Below are 13,857 nucleotides of genomic sequence, written 5' to 3' on the forward strand. Positions count from 1 at the left end.
TTTTGAAAAAGATGAAGAGGGCTGGTTGAATCCGGCCCCTTTTTTATGCGTTTTGAACGATGTTTGCCGAGATACTGCGCAGGCGGTCGTCGACGAAGTCTGTTTCGTCGGGGCGGAGCTGTTGATGGCGCGGATAGCGGGGTTCGGAGCGGTCATTCAGGATCGGGGCGTCCCACCCGTCCGTGGTGGCGAAGAAACGATCTGCTCCGTCCAGACCGAAAGCGCGCAGATAACCCTGTACCACCACGTCGATATAGCTGAGCAGCAGCGGATGTTTGTTGCTTGGCGCATTGTGCCGATCCTGCGGAACGGCATAGACGGCGATTTCAACCTCATGCGCCAGGGGGTGGGTCACTGATTGCGTCGCAGTCACGCGATCGTAGGCCCATTCGCGCTGATCCAGCGCTGCCCAGTCGTTCTTTGGAACATGCGCGATCATGCCTTCGATTTCGGCATCGGGGTCAGGTACGGCTGTCAGAAACGCCACTTCGCGCAGGTCGGTATGTCGCCATGCGCGCCGCCAGCCCTTCAGCCGGGCCAGATGCGGATCGGGAAAGTCATGGGTGGCCAGATTGACCAGGCTGCCATAACCGAAGAAATACGGGTCTTTCATACGCTGTGCCGTCCTGGATCTCGATTGATGTATGTCAAACCGCTTTTTTGCGGAACATGCAATAAGACTGCATCTTGATATTTGGGAGGCCTGTGATGCGGATTACCAAACGGACGAATATTGCAGTGCGCCTGCTGATGTATTGCGCGGCGCATCAGGATCGGCTGGTGACAAAGGCCGAGATTGCCGAAGTGTGCAACATCTCGGAAAACCATCTGGCGCAGGTGATCAACCAGCTCAGCCAGCTGAACTATCTGAACACGCAACGCGGGCGCAACGGCGGCATGATGCTGGCCCGTCCGGCGGAACAGATCCGGATCGGGTCGGTGTTTCGCCATGTGGAAGGCAACCTGCCGATTACCGAGTGCTTTGCCGATGCGGACAACACGTGCCCGCTGACCGATGCCTGTCGATTGCGGTTGGCCCTGCGCGATGCAGCCGAAGTGTTTTATGCGTCGCTGGATGAAATCACACTGGACGCGCTGGTCTGTGATAATGATCGCTTGTTGCAGATTTTGCAGCCGGTGGCCTGTGTTCGCTGAGACCTAACCGGCGGCGCGCAGGATGCGCGCCGGTCTGACAGCCAGAGGGCGCATGGCAAAGACCAGGCCGGCTCCTGTGGTCACCGCGATTCCGGCCAGAACGATGGCAAGGGCGGATGGCCAGATGATCGTGAAGCCGGTGTCAAAAATGAACGTTGCCACGGCCCAACCGCTGGTGATGCCGGCCAACAGGGCCACGCCTCCGGCTGCCGTGCCAAGAAGTACGGCGCGCAATGCAAAGCTGAGAAGAATGCGGCGGCGGCCAGCCCCGAGCGTTTTCAGGATCGCGGCCTCGTAGCGGCGCGCGGGCTCTCCGGCGGCGGCCGCGCCGATCAGCACGAGAAACCCGGTCAGCAAAGATACCCCGGCCCCGTAAGACGTGGCCGATGCCAACCCGGCAAGCAGGCCGGAAACCCGGTCGATCGCGTCCCGCACACGGATCGCGGTGATGTTGGGAAATTGCCCTGCCAGATCGCGTAGTATGGCGGCCTCGGCCTGTTCTTCGGCATAGACCGTTGCGATGAAACTGTGAGGTGCCCCGGCCAGCGCGCCGGGGTTCATGGACATGACAAACCCCATTCCGGCGGTTGAGAAATTGACCTCACGCAGAGAGGTCAGCCGGGCCGTGATGTCCCGGCCGAGAATGTTAACCGTCAACTCATCGCCCAGCTTGAGACCCATCTCAGCAGCTTCTTCCGCGGCAAAACTGACCTGCGGCGCGCCGGAATAGTCATCTGACCACCATTCCCCTTTGGTGATGCGCGCGTTCTTTGGGGGACGTTCGGAATAGGTGATCCCCCGGTCTCCGTCCAGCACCCAGTGATCGCCAGCCACCTCGCGTGCAGGCTGTCCGTTGATCCCGGTTATGATTCCGCGCAGCATTGGCGCACTTTCGATGCGGCTGACCGCCGGGTCGGTTTCCAGCCGTTCCATGAACCCGGGCATCTGGTCTTTCTGGATGTCGACAAAGAAGTATGACGGCGCCACGTCCGGCAGATTGCCCGAGATTGCGTTGCGCAATGTTCCGTCAATTTGCCCGACGGCCGCCAGCACCGAGAGGCCCAGCCCAAGCGACAGCACGACGGGACCAGCACCTTCGCGCGGGTCAGAGATGGCCGACAGGGCCCAGCGCAAGGCGGGCCGCCCGCGTGTTGCCGAGGCGCCGGCTCGGGCAACCCGTCTTATGATCCACGCGGTTGCGGCCAGCAAAGCCATCGCTCCGGCCAAACCGCCGCTGGTCCACAGGGTCAGGCGGGCGGAGCCGCTGAACCATGCGGCGGCTGAGATCAGGAGAGCAAGGCCCACTGCGGTGGCGATCACGTAAGCAGGACGGGGAAAGAACCGCGCCGATGTCAGGGCGTCGCGAAACAAGGTTGCGGCGCGGACCTCTTCGGTTCTGGCCAGCGGCCAGAGAGTGAACAGGAACGCCGTCAGAACGCCGTAGAGGGCAGCCTCGGCCAATGGCTGGGGATAGATCGAGAATACAGCGGGAACCGGCAACCGGTTTTCGATCAGCGGTGACAGCATCAGGGGGGCCGCGCCGCCCAGGGCTAGGCCCAGCGCGATGCCGATGACAGACAAAATGCCGATCTGGATCATGTATGTCTGAAAAATCGTGGCACGGTCGGCACCAAGGGTGCGCAATGTGGCAACCGTTTCCGTCTTTTGCGACAGGTACGCCCGCACCGCTGCCGAGATGCCGATGCCGCCTACGGCCAGACCCGACAAACCTACAAGCACCAGAAAGGCGCTGAGCCTTGCGACGAACTCAGCGATGCCAGGGGCACCGTTGCGAGCATCTGTCCAGCGCATGCCGGTGCCGTCAAAGGCTTCTTTTGCTTCAGTCGACAGGGTGGCAAGATCTGTGGCGGGCGGCAGGTCCAGCCGGTATTTCGTGGAGAACAGCGTGCCGGGTTCCAGCAAACCCGATTTGCTCAGGTCTTGAGTGCGCACCAAGGTACGCGGCCCCAATCCGAATCCGTCAGCGGCCCCGTCCGGCTCGAACACCAGCGCGGCCATTACGACAAACTCCTGCGTCCCGAGCGTGACGGTGTCCCCTGCCTCCAGGTTCAGCCGATCCATCAGGGCGGGGTCCATCACCGCTCCGGGCAGATCATCCTGACCGTTCAACGCAACTGGCAGGGGCATCGCGGGCTCCAGCGTGACAGAGCCAAGCAATGGGTACGCGTCATCGACCGCCTTCACCTGTGTCAATGCGCGATCCGGACCGTCATCGTGTTGCGTGACAGCCATGGACCGGAAGTCGACGATTTCGGATACCTGCCGGGCTGACGCGTTCATCCAGCTGCGTTCTTCGTCGCTGGCATAGCGGTAGGTGAATTCCAGCTGCGCGTCCCCGCCCAAAAGGGCGGCGCCCTCTTGGGCCAAGCCAGCCTGAATCGCGTGCCGGACTGAACCCACTGCGGCGATCGCGGCGACACCCAGCGCAAGGCAGGCCAGAAACACGCGAAATCCCTGCAATCCGCCGCGCAGTTCACGGCGCGCCAACCGTCCGGCCAGCCGCAGGCTCATTCAGCGGCCTCCTGTTGGGCATCCCCGGCAATGCGGCCATCCCGCAAGCGCACGACTCGGTCGCATTTCCGGGCCAGTGCGTGGCTGTGCGTTACCAGAACAAGGGTGGCACCGTGTTTGTCCCGCAACCCAAACAACAGCTCGACAATGGCGGCGCCATTGCTTTCGTCCAGATTGCCGGTCGGTTCATCCGCCAGCAGGATCTGCGGCCGGGGGGCCGATGCGCGGGCAAGGGCAACGCGCTGCTGTTCCCCGCCCGACAACTGCGCCGGGTAGTGATTGCGCCGGTGCGACAGTCCAACGGCTTCAAGCTCGGCCTCGGCGCGGGTGAACGCATCCTTGTGACCAGCCAGTTCCAGTGGCGTGGCGACGTTTTCAAGCGCGGTCATTGTCGGGATCAGGTGAAAGTTCTGAAACACAACACCCATGTAGTCGCGCCTGAAACGCGCCAAAGTGTCTTCGTCCAGCCCTGTCAGATCGCGCCCAAGCGCCGAGACGGTCCCACGGGTCGCCTGTTCAAGCCCACCCATCAGCATCAGAAGTGAGGATTTGCCTGACCCGGACGGTCCGACCAGGCCTATCGTTTCACCCTGCCGCACAGTCAGGTTGATACCATGCAGGATATTCACCCGACCGGCATTGCCATCCAGCGACAATGAGGCATCTTGGAGCGTGAGAACTGGTGATGTCATCAGTCTTTCCGAAAAGGAGCGGTCATTTGGGATATGGAGCGGTTGGGACCTTGCGCAAGACCTTGATGTCGGGCCTGTTTGTCTTTTGCGGCTTTGCGGCCACAGCCGAACCGGTGGTCATCGCGGCGGTAGGGGATTCTCTGACGCATGGCTATGGCTTGCCCGAACAGGAGGGATTTGTCCCTCAGCTCGGCCGCTGGCTTGAAGATCGCGGCGCCGAGGTGACGCTGATCAACGCAGGTGTGTCGGGGGACACAACAGCCGGTGGCGCGGCGCGTATCGAATGGACGCTGACACCGGAAGTCGATGGCGTAATCGTTGCCCTCGGGGCCAATGATCTGTTGCGCGGTGTTGATCCTGCGGTGTCGCGTGAGAACCTCGATACCATCCTGCAGACCGCCAAAGCGGCCGATGTCGAGGTCTTGCTGATCGGGATGGAAGCGCCGGGAAACTTTGGCCCTGACTACAGACAGGCCTTTGACGCCATCTATCCTGAATTGGCGCAGAAACACGGAACGCTTTATGCAGAAAGCTTTTTCGCCGGTCTTGATGCTGGTGGCGATCCGACTGCCGCGCTTGGGTTCATGCAGGCTGACGGCATTCATCCCAATGCACAGGGCGTGGCCCTGATTGTCGAGGCGCTTGGGCCAGATGTTCTGAAGCTGGTCGGGAACGCAAACCGATAGGAGCGCATCATGCCGGGGCGGTTTTTTCTGACGCGGTCCATTTCCGAGATTGCCCGGTTTCTGGGTGTTCCCGCTGAGGTGGCCGCTCAGCTGCCGCGTCATAACATTCAGCCAGGGCAGGAGGTGATGACCCTGACAAGCGCGGGGCTGGCGCCGATGCGCTGGGGCATGATCCCGGTGGGGCGGGTCAACGCGCGGGGCCGCCCGGTTATGGAGACTATCATCAACGCAAGATCCGAAACGGTGTTTGACAAGACGGCGTTTCAGGGTGTGGGCAGGGCTGTTATTCCTGTCGACGGCTGGTACGAATGGACCGGAGAGAAACGGCGCAAGACAGCGTGGCGCATTTCCTCGGTTGACGGCGCGCCGCTGATATTTGCGGCGATTACGGACACCTGGCAGGCCCCCGGCGGACTATGCGTCAATCAGGTTGCCGCAGTGACCTGCGAACCGAACGCGGATGTCCGGCCGATCCATCATCGCATGGGGGTTTTGCTGAACCTGTCCGATGTGCAGGGATGGCTGACCGGAACCGATGCCGAAGCGCAAAGCCTTGCACGCCCGTGGCCAGAAGGGCGGTTAAGGATCGAGCAGGCTATTGATGTGGATTGGTCAGCGCCGTGATCGGATTAAACCACACTGACCACCGTGCCCAATGGTACGCGCTGGTAAAGGTCGATCACATGCTCGTTCAGCATTCGGATGCAGCCGTTTGACACCGCCCGCCCAATGGTCTGCGGCTGTGTTGTACCATGAATGCGGAAATAGGTGTCGACGCCGTTTTGGAACAGATAGAGCGCCCGGGCCCCCAGTGGATTGTCTCCTCCGCCGGGCTGGACATAATCGTTGTCCTTGAATTTGGCGTAAGTCACCGGTTCCCGCTCGATCATTTCGTCCGTTGGCCGCCACGTCGGCCATTCCTTCTTCACGTCGATTGTCGCGGTGCCGGTGAATTCCAACCCGGCTTTGCCGACCCCGCAGCCATAGCGGATCGCCTTGCGCGGCTCGGTCACGAAATACAGATAGAACGAGCGTGGCACGACCAGCAACTGACCAGGCTGAAACTGTTTCTTGATCCGGACCACCTGCGGCGTGGGGTCGTATTCGACGGCTTTCTTCTTGGCCAGGCTCATTCCCGGTGTGAGGCTGGCTGCTGCTGTCGATGCAAGAAATACACGGCGCGTGAACATGGTGGGCTCACCTATCCTTCATGAAAAACATGAATTCAGTCTCGGAAGGATACACGATCCGGTCAATCGCTGCGCACTGATAAAGGGATTGTGATGTATTTTGCGCGCCACAGTTCAAGGGCGCGGCAAGAAAAAGGGCGGAGAGATTCTCCGCCCTTTTTAACTGGTCAGGCCAGTTCGATATTGTCCGCGCTTTCGCGGCCGTCACGACCCGAGCGCAGCTCGTACGTGACTTTCTGGTTGTCGGCCAGACCGGTCAAGCCGGAACGTTCCACGGCCGAGATGTGTACGAAGATGTCTTTGCCGCCATCTTCGGGTGCGATAAAGCCGTAGCCTTTGGTGGTGTTGAACCATTTTACGGTGCCTGCTGGCATGTCCGTTGTCTCCTGTTTTGATGCTGCCCACGGGGTTGCGGCAGCCTGGCGTCGTCGGTCTGGATCGATAGACTGAGCGCCGGAAACGGAGACAGTAGGTCGAAATAGAAAAACGTAAGCAACCGGGATATGGCACCGCGCAGGGCGTGTGACAAGGGAGTTTGTGTGCTTTGTACAACGGTTTAAGGGCCTGCAGCGCGTTTTGAACGGTTTCCCGCCGAAGGGTTCGGCCCGAATCCCGCGCATGTCGAACCTGATACGGGGACCGCGATTTCAACAACCTGAGCAGAATTGACAGAAGCGCCTACCACCATGGACCGTGCCCGGGCAATCGTCAGTTGTGTCCCGAGTCGCAGAGCACCCGAAAAACTATAGGGTAGAGAAGCAGGGTTGCCCACAACCCTCAGATTTTATTCAGATATTACGATGTTTTGAAAAGCAGGCTTTTGGTGCTATGGTGACGCACACAACCGTGGGGGCGGATATGAGACTTGTTTGTACATTTGCGGTCCTTTGCTGGGCTGGAACATCAGATGCTCTGACTATAAAAATTGATTGGCAAAACCAGTTGTCGAATGGTGTGGAAAGACAAACCAGCCGGTTGTCAGCTTATTCGAACAAAAAATCTCGCGAGGGTATGGAATGGGCAATGTTCCAGATCATCGAGTCGGCGAAAATTTCTAATCGTTACCTTGAAGAGCTTCGACATCTTCAAGATCGGGAGCAGGATCCAATCGAACAGGATGAGGAACTGACGGAAGTTACAGAGCCCGACTTCTGTGAATTGTGGTGCGAAGAGCCCGGGTCGGAAGGTACCGTGACAGAAGTGAATGTCTCTGCCGTCCCAATTCCGGCCACTGGGTTGTTGCTGATCGGTGCTTTGGCGGGACTGTTCGGGTTCAGACGGATGGGTGGCAGCCGGTCCGGGTAGGCGCGGCAACGAACGACCCCTTGGTATTTCGAAAGTGAATTATGTAATCCGATGGCGCGGTGCTTTGGCGTCTCGCCATCGCGTATGCAACCAGTCGCTGGATGGGTGGAACCGCCCGTCCTTCCGGTCCCTTACCGTTTCAGTCCACCCCTTTACGAGTTGGTAGTCATAGCTGCCGTAAACTGGATGCATGTCCAACTATCGGCGTGTCCGCATTCCCGGCGCCAGTTATTTCTTCACCGTTTCTTTGGCCGATCGATCGTCGGACCTGTTGACGCGCGAAGTGGCGCATCTGCGGGCGGCCTTTGCGATGACGCAGAGGGAGCGGCCATTCTGGTGCGATGCGTTTGTTGTGTTGCCGGATCATTTGCATGCAGTATGGACCCTGCCACCTGGGGATGCGGATTATTCGACGCGGTGGGGCGCGATCAAGGCACGGTTTACCATGCGTGTGAATAAGGCAAGTTGTAGGCCGGGCTTCAGCCCGGCACTCGTGCCCAGGGAATTACCCGTCGTGACATCCGGCAGGTATGCCGGGCTGAAGCCCGGCCTACGAGCCGATAAACGCGAAGCGCCTGTATGGCAACGCCGGTTTTGGGAACATTGCATCCGGGACGAACGGGATTACCGCAATCATATGGCGTATTGTTGGGGGTGAGTGCCGATCCACCGCAGGTGGCGAAACGTCCAGTGGACGTTTCGAGGCGCGAACGGGCGGAGCCCCGATCAAACATGGGTTGGTGGAGCGCCCGACCGATTGGCCGTATTCGTCAATCCATCGCGACATTCGGGCGGGTCGAGTTGGTCCGGAATGGAGTGGTGGCATCACCCAAGAGGCGTTTGGGGAACCGTAGGATGGGTGATTTCATCCATCATTTGATGAGGTAGATGGGGATTGAGTAGCGATGGGTGCAATCACCCATCCTACGCTTGCTGTTCGCTTTGCGCCGAGGTGTATTTTCGGAGGCTTGAGAAACCCGGAATGGATTGGCACCCAAATGGATGGAAAGACTGGGACGCGGGAGGAAGTATGTTCGCACCAATCCCACAGCTCCTAAGTTAGTCCACCAACTAAGCTGCTAAGCAGCCATGAGTTCCGATGTCGGAACCAAAATTGTTTTGCAGATTGACCAGCATGGCTCCGTCCTCACCTGTTGTTCCGAAATCTCTCAATAATTCAGCAAGAATATCTGCTGCCTTGTATGTTTCCTGAGAATAAGGCCCATACACAAGGGATTGTTGTTCATACAACAATTTGCTGTATTTTATTGCTTTTTCTGTTTGCCCCGAATCGACAAGGCTAGAAAGGTTAAATCCTGCAGGTTTAAATCCAGCAGGTGCTTTTCCAAGAGCGTTTTTAACTTTGGGTGGCGTGAAGCCTGCTGCCCTAGGGTCAATTGGGAAATTACAACTGGCGACTGGTGGGAATAAAATCTTTTCCATAAGCTTATCAAGTTCTTCGTTCTTTTCCTTGTCGGAAAAATCGGAATCATCAAGCAACTCGCACTTAAAATAAATAATCTTTTCCCAAAGGTATAGTTTAGCACCTTCTGGGTAACCGGAAAGCGTATCTCCTTTCACTATCTCTTTGTATACACCATCTACTTCCGCGCTCGCCCCACCCAGTTTGGAAAGTAGGCCTGTGACCTCGCCGTCGATCTTTCCTTGAACGTCTTTTGAGATTGTTTTATCGGCCACAGGATTCAAAGGGGTGCAGTCAAGTGCCATTCTTGCTGTCGGCAAACAAATTGCCAATGCGAAAACAATGCGCCTATCAAATCTCCATCAAAACGATAAAGATAATATACACGAAAGGCCTCTCATCGGACAAACTTCTTATGCTTCAATCGCTTGGGCTCCAGCGCGTCCGGTCCCAGACGGCGCTTTTTGTCCTCTTCGTAATCCTCGAAGTTGCCCTCGAACCACTCCACGTGGGCATCGCCTTCGAACGCTAGGATATGCGTGCAAATCCGGTCGAGGAAGAAGCGGTCGTGTGAGATGACAACGGCGCAGCCGGCGAAATCGACCAGCGCGTCTTCCAGTGCGCGCAGGGTTTCGACGTCAAGGTCGTTTGTGGGTTCGTCGAGCAGCAGGACGTTGCCGCCCTCTTTCAGCAGGCGGGCCATGTGGACGCGATTGCGCTCACCCCCTGACAGCAGCGAGACCTTCTTCTGCTGGTCACCACCCTTGAAGTTGAAAGACGAGCAATAGGCGCGGGAATTGACCTGCGCGTCGCCCAACTGAATGATCTCGGCACCGCCGGTGATCGCTTCCCATACAGTGTCGTTATCTTTCAGGTCATCGCGGGACTGGTCGACATAAGACAGCTCGACCGTGTCGCCCAGCGTGATGGTACCACTGTCGGGCTGTTCCTGACCGGTGAGCATCTTGAACAGCGTCGACTTACCGGCACCGTTGGGGCCGATGACGCCGACAATGCCGCCGGGTGGCAGGGCAAAGTCCAGCCCTTCGATCAGTTGCTTGTCACCCATGTGTTTCGACAGGCCCTCAACCTCGATCACCTTGCCGCCAAGGCGCTGGCCGTTGGGGATGACAATCTGGGCGCGGGTCAGCTTTTCGCGTTCGGACTGCTCGGCCAGCTCGTTATAGGCGTTGATCCGAGCCTTGGATTTGGCCTGACGCGCCTTCTGACCCTGACGCATCCACTCCAGTTCGCGCTGCAGGGTTTTCTGCTTGGACTTGTCCTCGCGCGCTTCCTGCTCCAGTCGCTTGGCCTTTTGTTCCAGCCATGCGGAGTAGTTGCCCTCGTACGGAATGCCACGGCCGCGGTCGAGCTCCAGAATCCAGCCAGTAATGTCATCCAGGAAATACCGGTCGTGGGTGACGATCAGGATGGTGCCTTTGTAGTCGATCAGGTGCTGTTGCAGCCAGGCGATCGTCTCGGCGTCCAGGTGGTTGGTCGGTTCGTCCAAGAGCAGCATGTCGGGCGCTTCCAGCAGCAGCTTGCACAGCGCCACACGGCGTTTCTCACCACCCGAGAGGTTGGCGATGTTGGCATCGTCCGGCGGGCAGCGCAGCGCCTCCATCGAGACGTCGATCTGGCTGTCGAGGTCCCACAGGTTTTCCGCGTCGATGGCGTCCTGCAGGGTGGTCATTTCCTCCATCAGCTCGTCCGAATAGTTCTCGGCGATCTCCATGGCGATCTCGTTGAAGCGGTCGACCTTGGCCTTTTTCGCGGCCACGCCCAGCATGACGTTTTCGCGGACAGTCAGGGATTCGTCCAGCTGCGGTTCCTGCGGCAGATAGCCGACCTTGGCACCTTCGGCGGCCCAGGCCTCACCGGTGAAGTCGGTGTCGAGACCGGCCATGATCTTCATCAGCGTCGATTTACCTGCGCCGTTGACGCCGACGACACCGATTTTCACGCCGGGCAGAAAACTCAGGTGGATGTTTTCAAAGCACTTCTTGCCACCGGGATAGGTCTTGGAGACACCCTGCATGTGGTAGACATATTGATAGGCGGCCATGTCGCGTCCTCTGGGTCGGGAAATTGGGTTGGAACGCTAGATATCCAAGCGGGACGGGCGGGGCAAGCTGGTGGTTTCGTGAATTTCGTTCACGGATCGCGACGGGTATTGTGGCCATGATCGAATGGGAGAGTGTTTTGTCGGAACTGGCAGGTTTGATAGCTGGATGGGCGCAGCCCGGGCATGTTGATTGGATCGGCTTGCGCCCTGACCGGCGGGCCGCGATGATCCCTGTTAAACAGGTTCTGGTATCCGAGGCCGGACCCGAGGGCGATCGGAGCCGCGCAGGTAAACGCGCGGTGTCGCTGATCCAGCAGGAGCATCTGGCGGCGATTGGTGCGTATCTGAGGCAGGGGCCTGTTTCGCCGGACATTCTGCGGCGCAACCTGGTGGTGTCGGGGATCAATTTGGCCGCGCTCAAGGGGCGCGAAGTGCAGGTGGGTGAGGCCATTTTGCGGTTCACCGTGATTTGTGCGCCCTGCAGCCGAATGGAGGAGGCGCTGGGCAAAGGTGGCTACTCAGCCGTGCGCGGACATGGCGGCTAGTGTGCCGAAGTGGTGCGATCCGGGCAGGTCCGCCTGGGCGACGCGGTGCAACCAGTTGATTGACAAGCCCGACCGAATTTGAACATCAGCAAAGAATGAAGCGGCATTCGATCCCTTTTGCGCGGCCCGGGCAGGTCGTGGGGCTGTTCGGTGGATCCTTTGATCCGCCGCATCGCGGTCATGTGCATGTGACGCTTGAGGCGATGAAGGCGTTCGGGTTGGATCGTGTGTGGTGGCTGGTTTCGCCGGGCAATCCGCTGAAAGAGCGCGGCCCCGCGCCGCTGGAACGGCGGGTTCGGGCGGCAAGGGCAGTCATGCGGCACCCAAGGGTCGAAGTCACGGGTATCGAGGCGCAGACGGGAACGCGGGCGACGGCCGATACTCTGGCGGCGTTGCAGAGGCTCTATCCGCAGGTCAGGTTTGTCTGGCTGATGGGTGCGGATAATCTGGCGCAGTTTCACCGCTGGAAAGACTGGCGGAAGATCATGGACAGTGTACCTGTGGGTGTGGTCGCGCGGCCCGGCGACCGGATTTCGGCGCGGATGTCTCCGGCAGCGCGGGCTTACGCAAGCTATCGGATTGACGGGCAGGCGCGGCATTTGCTGGGGCGGGCCAGCGCCCCCGCTTGGTGTTTCGTGAATGTGCCGATGGTCGATGTCAGCTCGACCGAAATACGCGGGCGCGGTGAATGGGCAAATCAGGTGTTGCCGGAATAGCCCCCATGGCCACATAATCCAGTGCGGGCGGTTGTTTGGGCGAAAACTCTGGGATTTTAATTGACCTATGGTTGATCGTTATTCGCGTCGATTCATTCTTGGCGGGCTTGGGGCCGCGCTGATCCCCGCTACCGGACTGGCTGGGGCGCCGCTGGTGTCACTGCGCCCGCAGATGCGCGGGCCGGAGCTGAACGGTGTCGAGCGGGTTGTCCGCGCAGCCGGACTGCAGGGTGAGGTCGTCTTTGCCGTCGCCGATGCGGAATCCGGGGCGCAGCTGGAAGGATATGGCGCGCAGGACGGATTGCCGCCAGCCAGCGTGGCCAAGGCGCTGACGGCATTGTATGCGCTGGATGTGCTGGGGCCAGAGCATCGGTTTGAAACCAGATTGATGGCGGACGGACCGGTTGAGAACGGTATTCTGAAGGGCGACCTGATCCTTGTAGGTGGCGGCGATCCGCTGCTGGATACGGATGCACTTGCCAGCATGGCGGCCAATCTGCGCGAGGCCGGGATCACCGAGGTGCGCGGCGCGTTCAAAGTGTATGATGGCGCGCTGCCCTACGTGAACAGCATCGACCCGGGCCAGCCGGATCATCTGGGCTACAGCCCGGCGATAAGTGGCATATCGCTGAATTTCAACCGGGTTCATTTCGAATGGAAGCGCGACGGCAAGGGCTATAATGTGGCCATGGATGCGCGCAGTGCACGGTATAACCCGGCCGTCGACATGGCGACGATGCAGGTCGAAGCCCGCAGTTTGCCGATTTACACCTACCAGCCCAGTGCGCGGCAGGACCGGTGGACTGTTGCCAAGGCGGCGTTGGGCAATGGCGGCGCGCGGTGGCTGCCCGTTCGAAAGCCGGCGCTATATGCGGGCGATGTGTTCCGCACGCTGGCGCGGGTCAACGGCATCGTTCTGGGCCGGGTTCAGGTCACACGGCAGGCGCCTGAGGGCACGATTCTGGTGGTGCACCAGAGTGACTCGCTGGAGAGCATCCTGCGGGGAATGCTGAAATATTCGACCAACCTGACGGCCGAGATGGTCGGGTTGGCGGCCTCACGGGCGCGGGGCGCGCGACCGCAGACCCTGGCCGAGTCCGCGTCCGAGATGAACCGATGGGCGGCTGAAACCTATGGTGTCGAGCGGATCGCCATGGTGGATCATTCGGGTCTGGGCGATGCCTCGCGCATGGCGCCCGGCGATCTGGTCAAAGCGCTGGTTGCGGCACGCAAGACAAATGTGCTGCGCCCGTTGTTGAAGCCCTTCACCCTGACCGACAGCAAAGGACGCGCCGTGCGGGATCACCCCGTCAAGGTAGCCGCCAAAACCGGAACGCTGAATTTCGTTTCCGGCCTGGGCGGGTTTTTGACCACGGTTGACGGAACCGATCTGGCCTTTGCCATCTTTACCGCCGACGTGGACCGGCGCGCCACAATTCCACGTGCGCTGCGCGAACGCCCCGAGGGTGCGCGCAACTGGAACAGGCGCTCGCGCAAGCTGCAGCGCACGCTGATCGAGCGCTGGGGGTCACTTTACGGCAGTTGAAC

The 13,857-nt window shown here is 59.6% G+C and carries 15 protein-coding genes; 8 read left to right on the forward strand and 7 right to left on the reverse strand.

Going from position 1 to position 13,857, the window contains the following annotated elements:
• Nucleotides 1–43: 43 nt before the first annotated feature.
• On the reverse strand, nt 44–613 hold the full coding sequence (locus tag ACR0CG_RS02195; RefSeq protein ID WP_480522678.1) for a gamma-glutamylcyclotransferase family protein: 570 nt from the start codon (nt 611–613) through the stop codon (nt 44–46).
• A gap of 95 nt (nt 614–708) precedes the next feature.
• Between ACR0CG_RS02195 and ACR0CG_RS02200 the strand changes: the two genes are divergently transcribed.
• Nucleotides 709–1,155, forward strand: a complete 447-nt coding sequence (locus ACR0CG_RS02200; protein ID WP_170614159.1) for an RrF2 family transcriptional regulator — start codon at nt 709–711, stop codon at nt 1,153–1,155.
• Between the two features lie 3 nt (nt 1,156–1,158).
• On the opposite strand, the gene ACR0CG_RS02205 is transcribed toward ACR0CG_RS02200, so the two are convergent.
• Together ACR0CG_RS02205 and ACR0CG_RS02210 are read right to left on the reverse strand one after the other, a co-directional pair.
• Nucleotides 1,159–3,687, reverse strand: a complete 2,529-nt coding sequence (locus ACR0CG_RS02205) for an ABC transporter permease (protein WP_480522679.1) — start codon at nt 3,685–3,687, stop codon at nt 1,159–1,161.
• Nucleotides 3,684–4,379, reverse strand: coding sequence for an ABC transporter ATP-binding protein (locus ACR0CG_RS02210; RefSeq protein WP_170619298.1), 696 nt, complete (start codon nt 4,377–4,379; stop codon nt 3,684–3,686). The genes ACR0CG_RS02205 and ACR0CG_RS02210 overlap by 4 nt, the downstream gene beginning before the upstream one ends.
• Between ACR0CG_RS02210 and ACR0CG_RS02215 the strand changes: the two genes are divergently transcribed.
• The gene (locus ACR0CG_RS02215; RefSeq protein WP_480522680.1) at nt 4,373–5,065 is read left to right on the forward strand and encodes an arylesterase; all 693 of its coding nucleotides are present in this window, start codon (nt 4,373–4,375) and stop codon (nt 5,063–5,065) included. The genes ACR0CG_RS02210 and ACR0CG_RS02215 overlap by 7 nt on opposite strands.
• 9 nt (nt 5,066–5,074) lie before the next feature.
• Complete coding sequence (locus ACR0CG_RS02220) at nt 5,075–5,689, forward strand: SOS response-associated peptidase (protein WP_480522682.1); 615 nt, start codon at nt 5,075–5,077, stop codon at nt 5,687–5,689.
• Between the two features lie 5 nt (nt 5,690–5,694).
• Here the strand turns inward: ACR0CG_RS02220 and ACR0CG_RS02225 are convergent, their stop codons facing one another.
• Nucleotides 5,695–6,255, reverse strand: a complete 561-nt coding sequence (locus tag ACR0CG_RS02225; RefSeq protein ID WP_170679301.1) for a L,D-transpeptidase — start codon at nt 6,253–6,255, stop codon at nt 5,695–5,697.
• 167 nt (nt 6,256–6,422) lie between these two features.
• Nucleotides 6,423–6,629, reverse strand: coding sequence for a cold-shock protein (locus tag ACR0CG_RS02230; protein ID WP_170378838.1), 207 nt, complete (start codon nt 6,627–6,629; stop codon nt 6,423–6,425).
• Between the two features lie 484 nt (nt 6,630–7,113).
• On the opposite strand from ACR0CG_RS02230, the gene ACR0CG_RS02235 reads away from it, so the two are divergent.
• Together ACR0CG_RS02235 and ACR0CG_RS02240 are read left to right on the forward strand one after the other, a co-directional pair.
• On the forward strand, nt 7,114–7,560 hold the full coding sequence (locus ACR0CG_RS02235; protein WP_480522683.1) for a hypothetical protein: 447 nt from the start codon (nt 7,114–7,116) through the stop codon (nt 7,558–7,560).
• A 190-nt stretch (nt 7,561–7,750) separates the two neighbouring features.
• Complete coding sequence (locus tag ACR0CG_RS02240; protein ID WP_480522684.1) at nt 7,751–8,218, forward strand: REP-associated tyrosine transposase; 468 nt, start codon at nt 7,751–7,753, stop codon at nt 8,216–8,218.
• A gap of 413 nt (nt 8,219–8,631) precedes the next feature.
• Here the strand turns inward: ACR0CG_RS02240 and ACR0CG_RS02245 are convergent, their stop codons facing one another.
• Both ACR0CG_RS02245 and ettA read right to left on the reverse strand, forming a co-directional pair.
• Nucleotides 8,632–9,288, reverse strand: coding sequence for a hypothetical protein (locus tag ACR0CG_RS02245; protein ID WP_480522685.1), 657 nt, complete (start codon nt 9,286–9,288; stop codon nt 8,632–8,634).
• Between the two features lie 92 nt (nt 9,289–9,380).
• Nucleotides 9,381–11,048, reverse strand: a complete 1,668-nt coding sequence (ettA, locus tag ACR0CG_RS02250; RefSeq protein WP_480486725.1) for an energy-dependent translational throttle protein EttA — start codon at nt 11,046–11,048, stop codon at nt 9,381–9,383.
• A 116-nt stretch (nt 11,049–11,164) separates the two neighbouring features.
• On the opposite strand from ettA, the gene ACR0CG_RS02255 reads away from it, so the two are divergent.
• The 3 genes from ACR0CG_RS02255 to dacB all read left to right on the forward strand — a co-directional run bounded on the left by ACR0CG_RS02255 (nt 11,165) and on the right by dacB (nt 13,855).
• The gene (locus tag ACR0CG_RS02255; RefSeq protein ID WP_480522686.1) at nt 11,165–11,593 is read left to right on the forward strand and encodes an MOSC domain-containing protein; all 429 of its coding nucleotides are present in this window, start codon (nt 11,165–11,167) and stop codon (nt 11,591–11,593) included.
• A gap of 95 nt (nt 11,594–11,688) precedes the next feature.
• Nucleotides 11,689–12,309: a nicotinate-nucleotide adenylyltransferase gene (locus ACR0CG_RS02260; RefSeq protein WP_480522687.1), complete on the forward strand. Its 621-nt coding sequence runs from the start codon at nt 11,689–11,691 to the stop codon at nt 12,307–12,309.
• A 67-nt stretch (nt 12,310–12,376) separates the two neighbouring features.
• Nucleotides 12,377–13,855 (forward strand): D-alanyl-D-alanine carboxypeptidase/D-alanyl-D-alanine endopeptidase, encoded by a 1,479-nt coding sequence (gene dacB, locus ACR0CG_RS02265; RefSeq protein ID WP_480522688.1) that lies wholly within the window; start codon nt 12,377–12,379, stop codon nt 13,853–13,855.
• The last annotated feature ends 2 nt before the right edge of the window (nt 13,856–13,857 follow it).

The organism is Ruegeria sp. AB8 (genome assembly GCF_056542605.1).

What these genes read in the sequence shown, in the direction of transcription:
- ACR0CG_RS02195 (WP_480522678.1), bottom strand. Translation starts at nt 613, where the DNA reads ATGAAAGACCCGTATTTCTTCGGTTATGGCAGCCTGGTCAATCTGGCC.
- ettA (WP_480486725.1), bottom strand. Translation starts at nt 11,048, where the DNA reads ATGGCCGCCTATCAATATGTCTACCACATGCAGGGTGTCTCCAAGACC.
- ACR0CG_RS02245 (WP_480522685.1), bottom strand. Translation starts at nt 9,288, where the DNA reads ATGGCACTTGACTGCACCCCTTTGAATCCTGTGGCCGATAAAACAATC.
- ACR0CG_RS02260 (WP_480522687.1), top strand. Translation starts at nt 11,689, where the DNA reads ATGAAGCGGCATTCGATCCCTTTTGCGCGGCCCGGGCAGGTCGTGGGG.
- ACR0CG_RS02255 (WP_480522686.1), top strand. Translation starts at nt 11,165, where the DNA reads ATGATCGAATGGGAGAGTGTTTTGTCGGAACTGGCAGGTTTGATAGCT.
- ACR0CG_RS02240 (WP_480522684.1), top strand. Translation starts at nt 7,751, where the DNA reads ATGTCCAACTATCGGCGTGTCCGCATTCCCGGCGCCAGTTATTTCTTC.
- ACR0CG_RS02215 (WP_480522680.1), top strand. Translation starts at nt 4,373, where the DNA reads ATGTCATCAGTCTTTCCGAAAAGGAGCGGTCATTTGGGATATGGAGCG.
- ACR0CG_RS02220 (WP_480522682.1), top strand. Translation starts at nt 5,075, where the DNA reads ATGCCGGGGCGGTTTTTTCTGACGCGGTCCATTTCCGAGATTGCCCGG.
- ACR0CG_RS02235 (WP_480522683.1), top strand. Translation starts at nt 7,114, where the DNA reads ATGAGACTTGTTTGTACATTTGCGGTCCTTTGCTGGGCTGGAACATCA.
- ACR0CG_RS02200 (WP_170614159.1), top strand. Translation starts at nt 709, where the DNA reads ATGCGGATTACCAAACGGACGAATATTGCAGTGCGCCTGCTGATGTAT.
- ACR0CG_RS02230 (WP_170378838.1), bottom strand. Translation starts at nt 6,629, where the DNA reads ATGCCAGCAGGCACCGTAAAATGGTTCAACACCACCAAAGGCTACGGC.
- ACR0CG_RS02210 (WP_170619298.1), bottom strand. Translation starts at nt 4,379, where the DNA reads ATGACATCACCAGTTCTCACGCTCCAAGATGCCTCATTGTCGCTGGAT.
- ACR0CG_RS02205 (WP_480522679.1), bottom strand. Translation starts at nt 3,687, where the DNA reads ATGAGCCTGCGGCTGGCCGGACGGTTGGCGCGCCGTGAACTGCGCGGC.
- ACR0CG_RS02225 (WP_170679301.1), bottom strand. Translation starts at nt 6,255, where the DNA reads ATGTTCACGCGCCGTGTATTTCTTGCATCGACAGCAGCAGCCAGCCTC.
- dacB (WP_480522688.1), top strand. Translation starts at nt 12,377, where the DNA reads ATGGTTGATCGTTATTCGCGTCGATTCATTCTTGGCGGGCTTGGGGCC.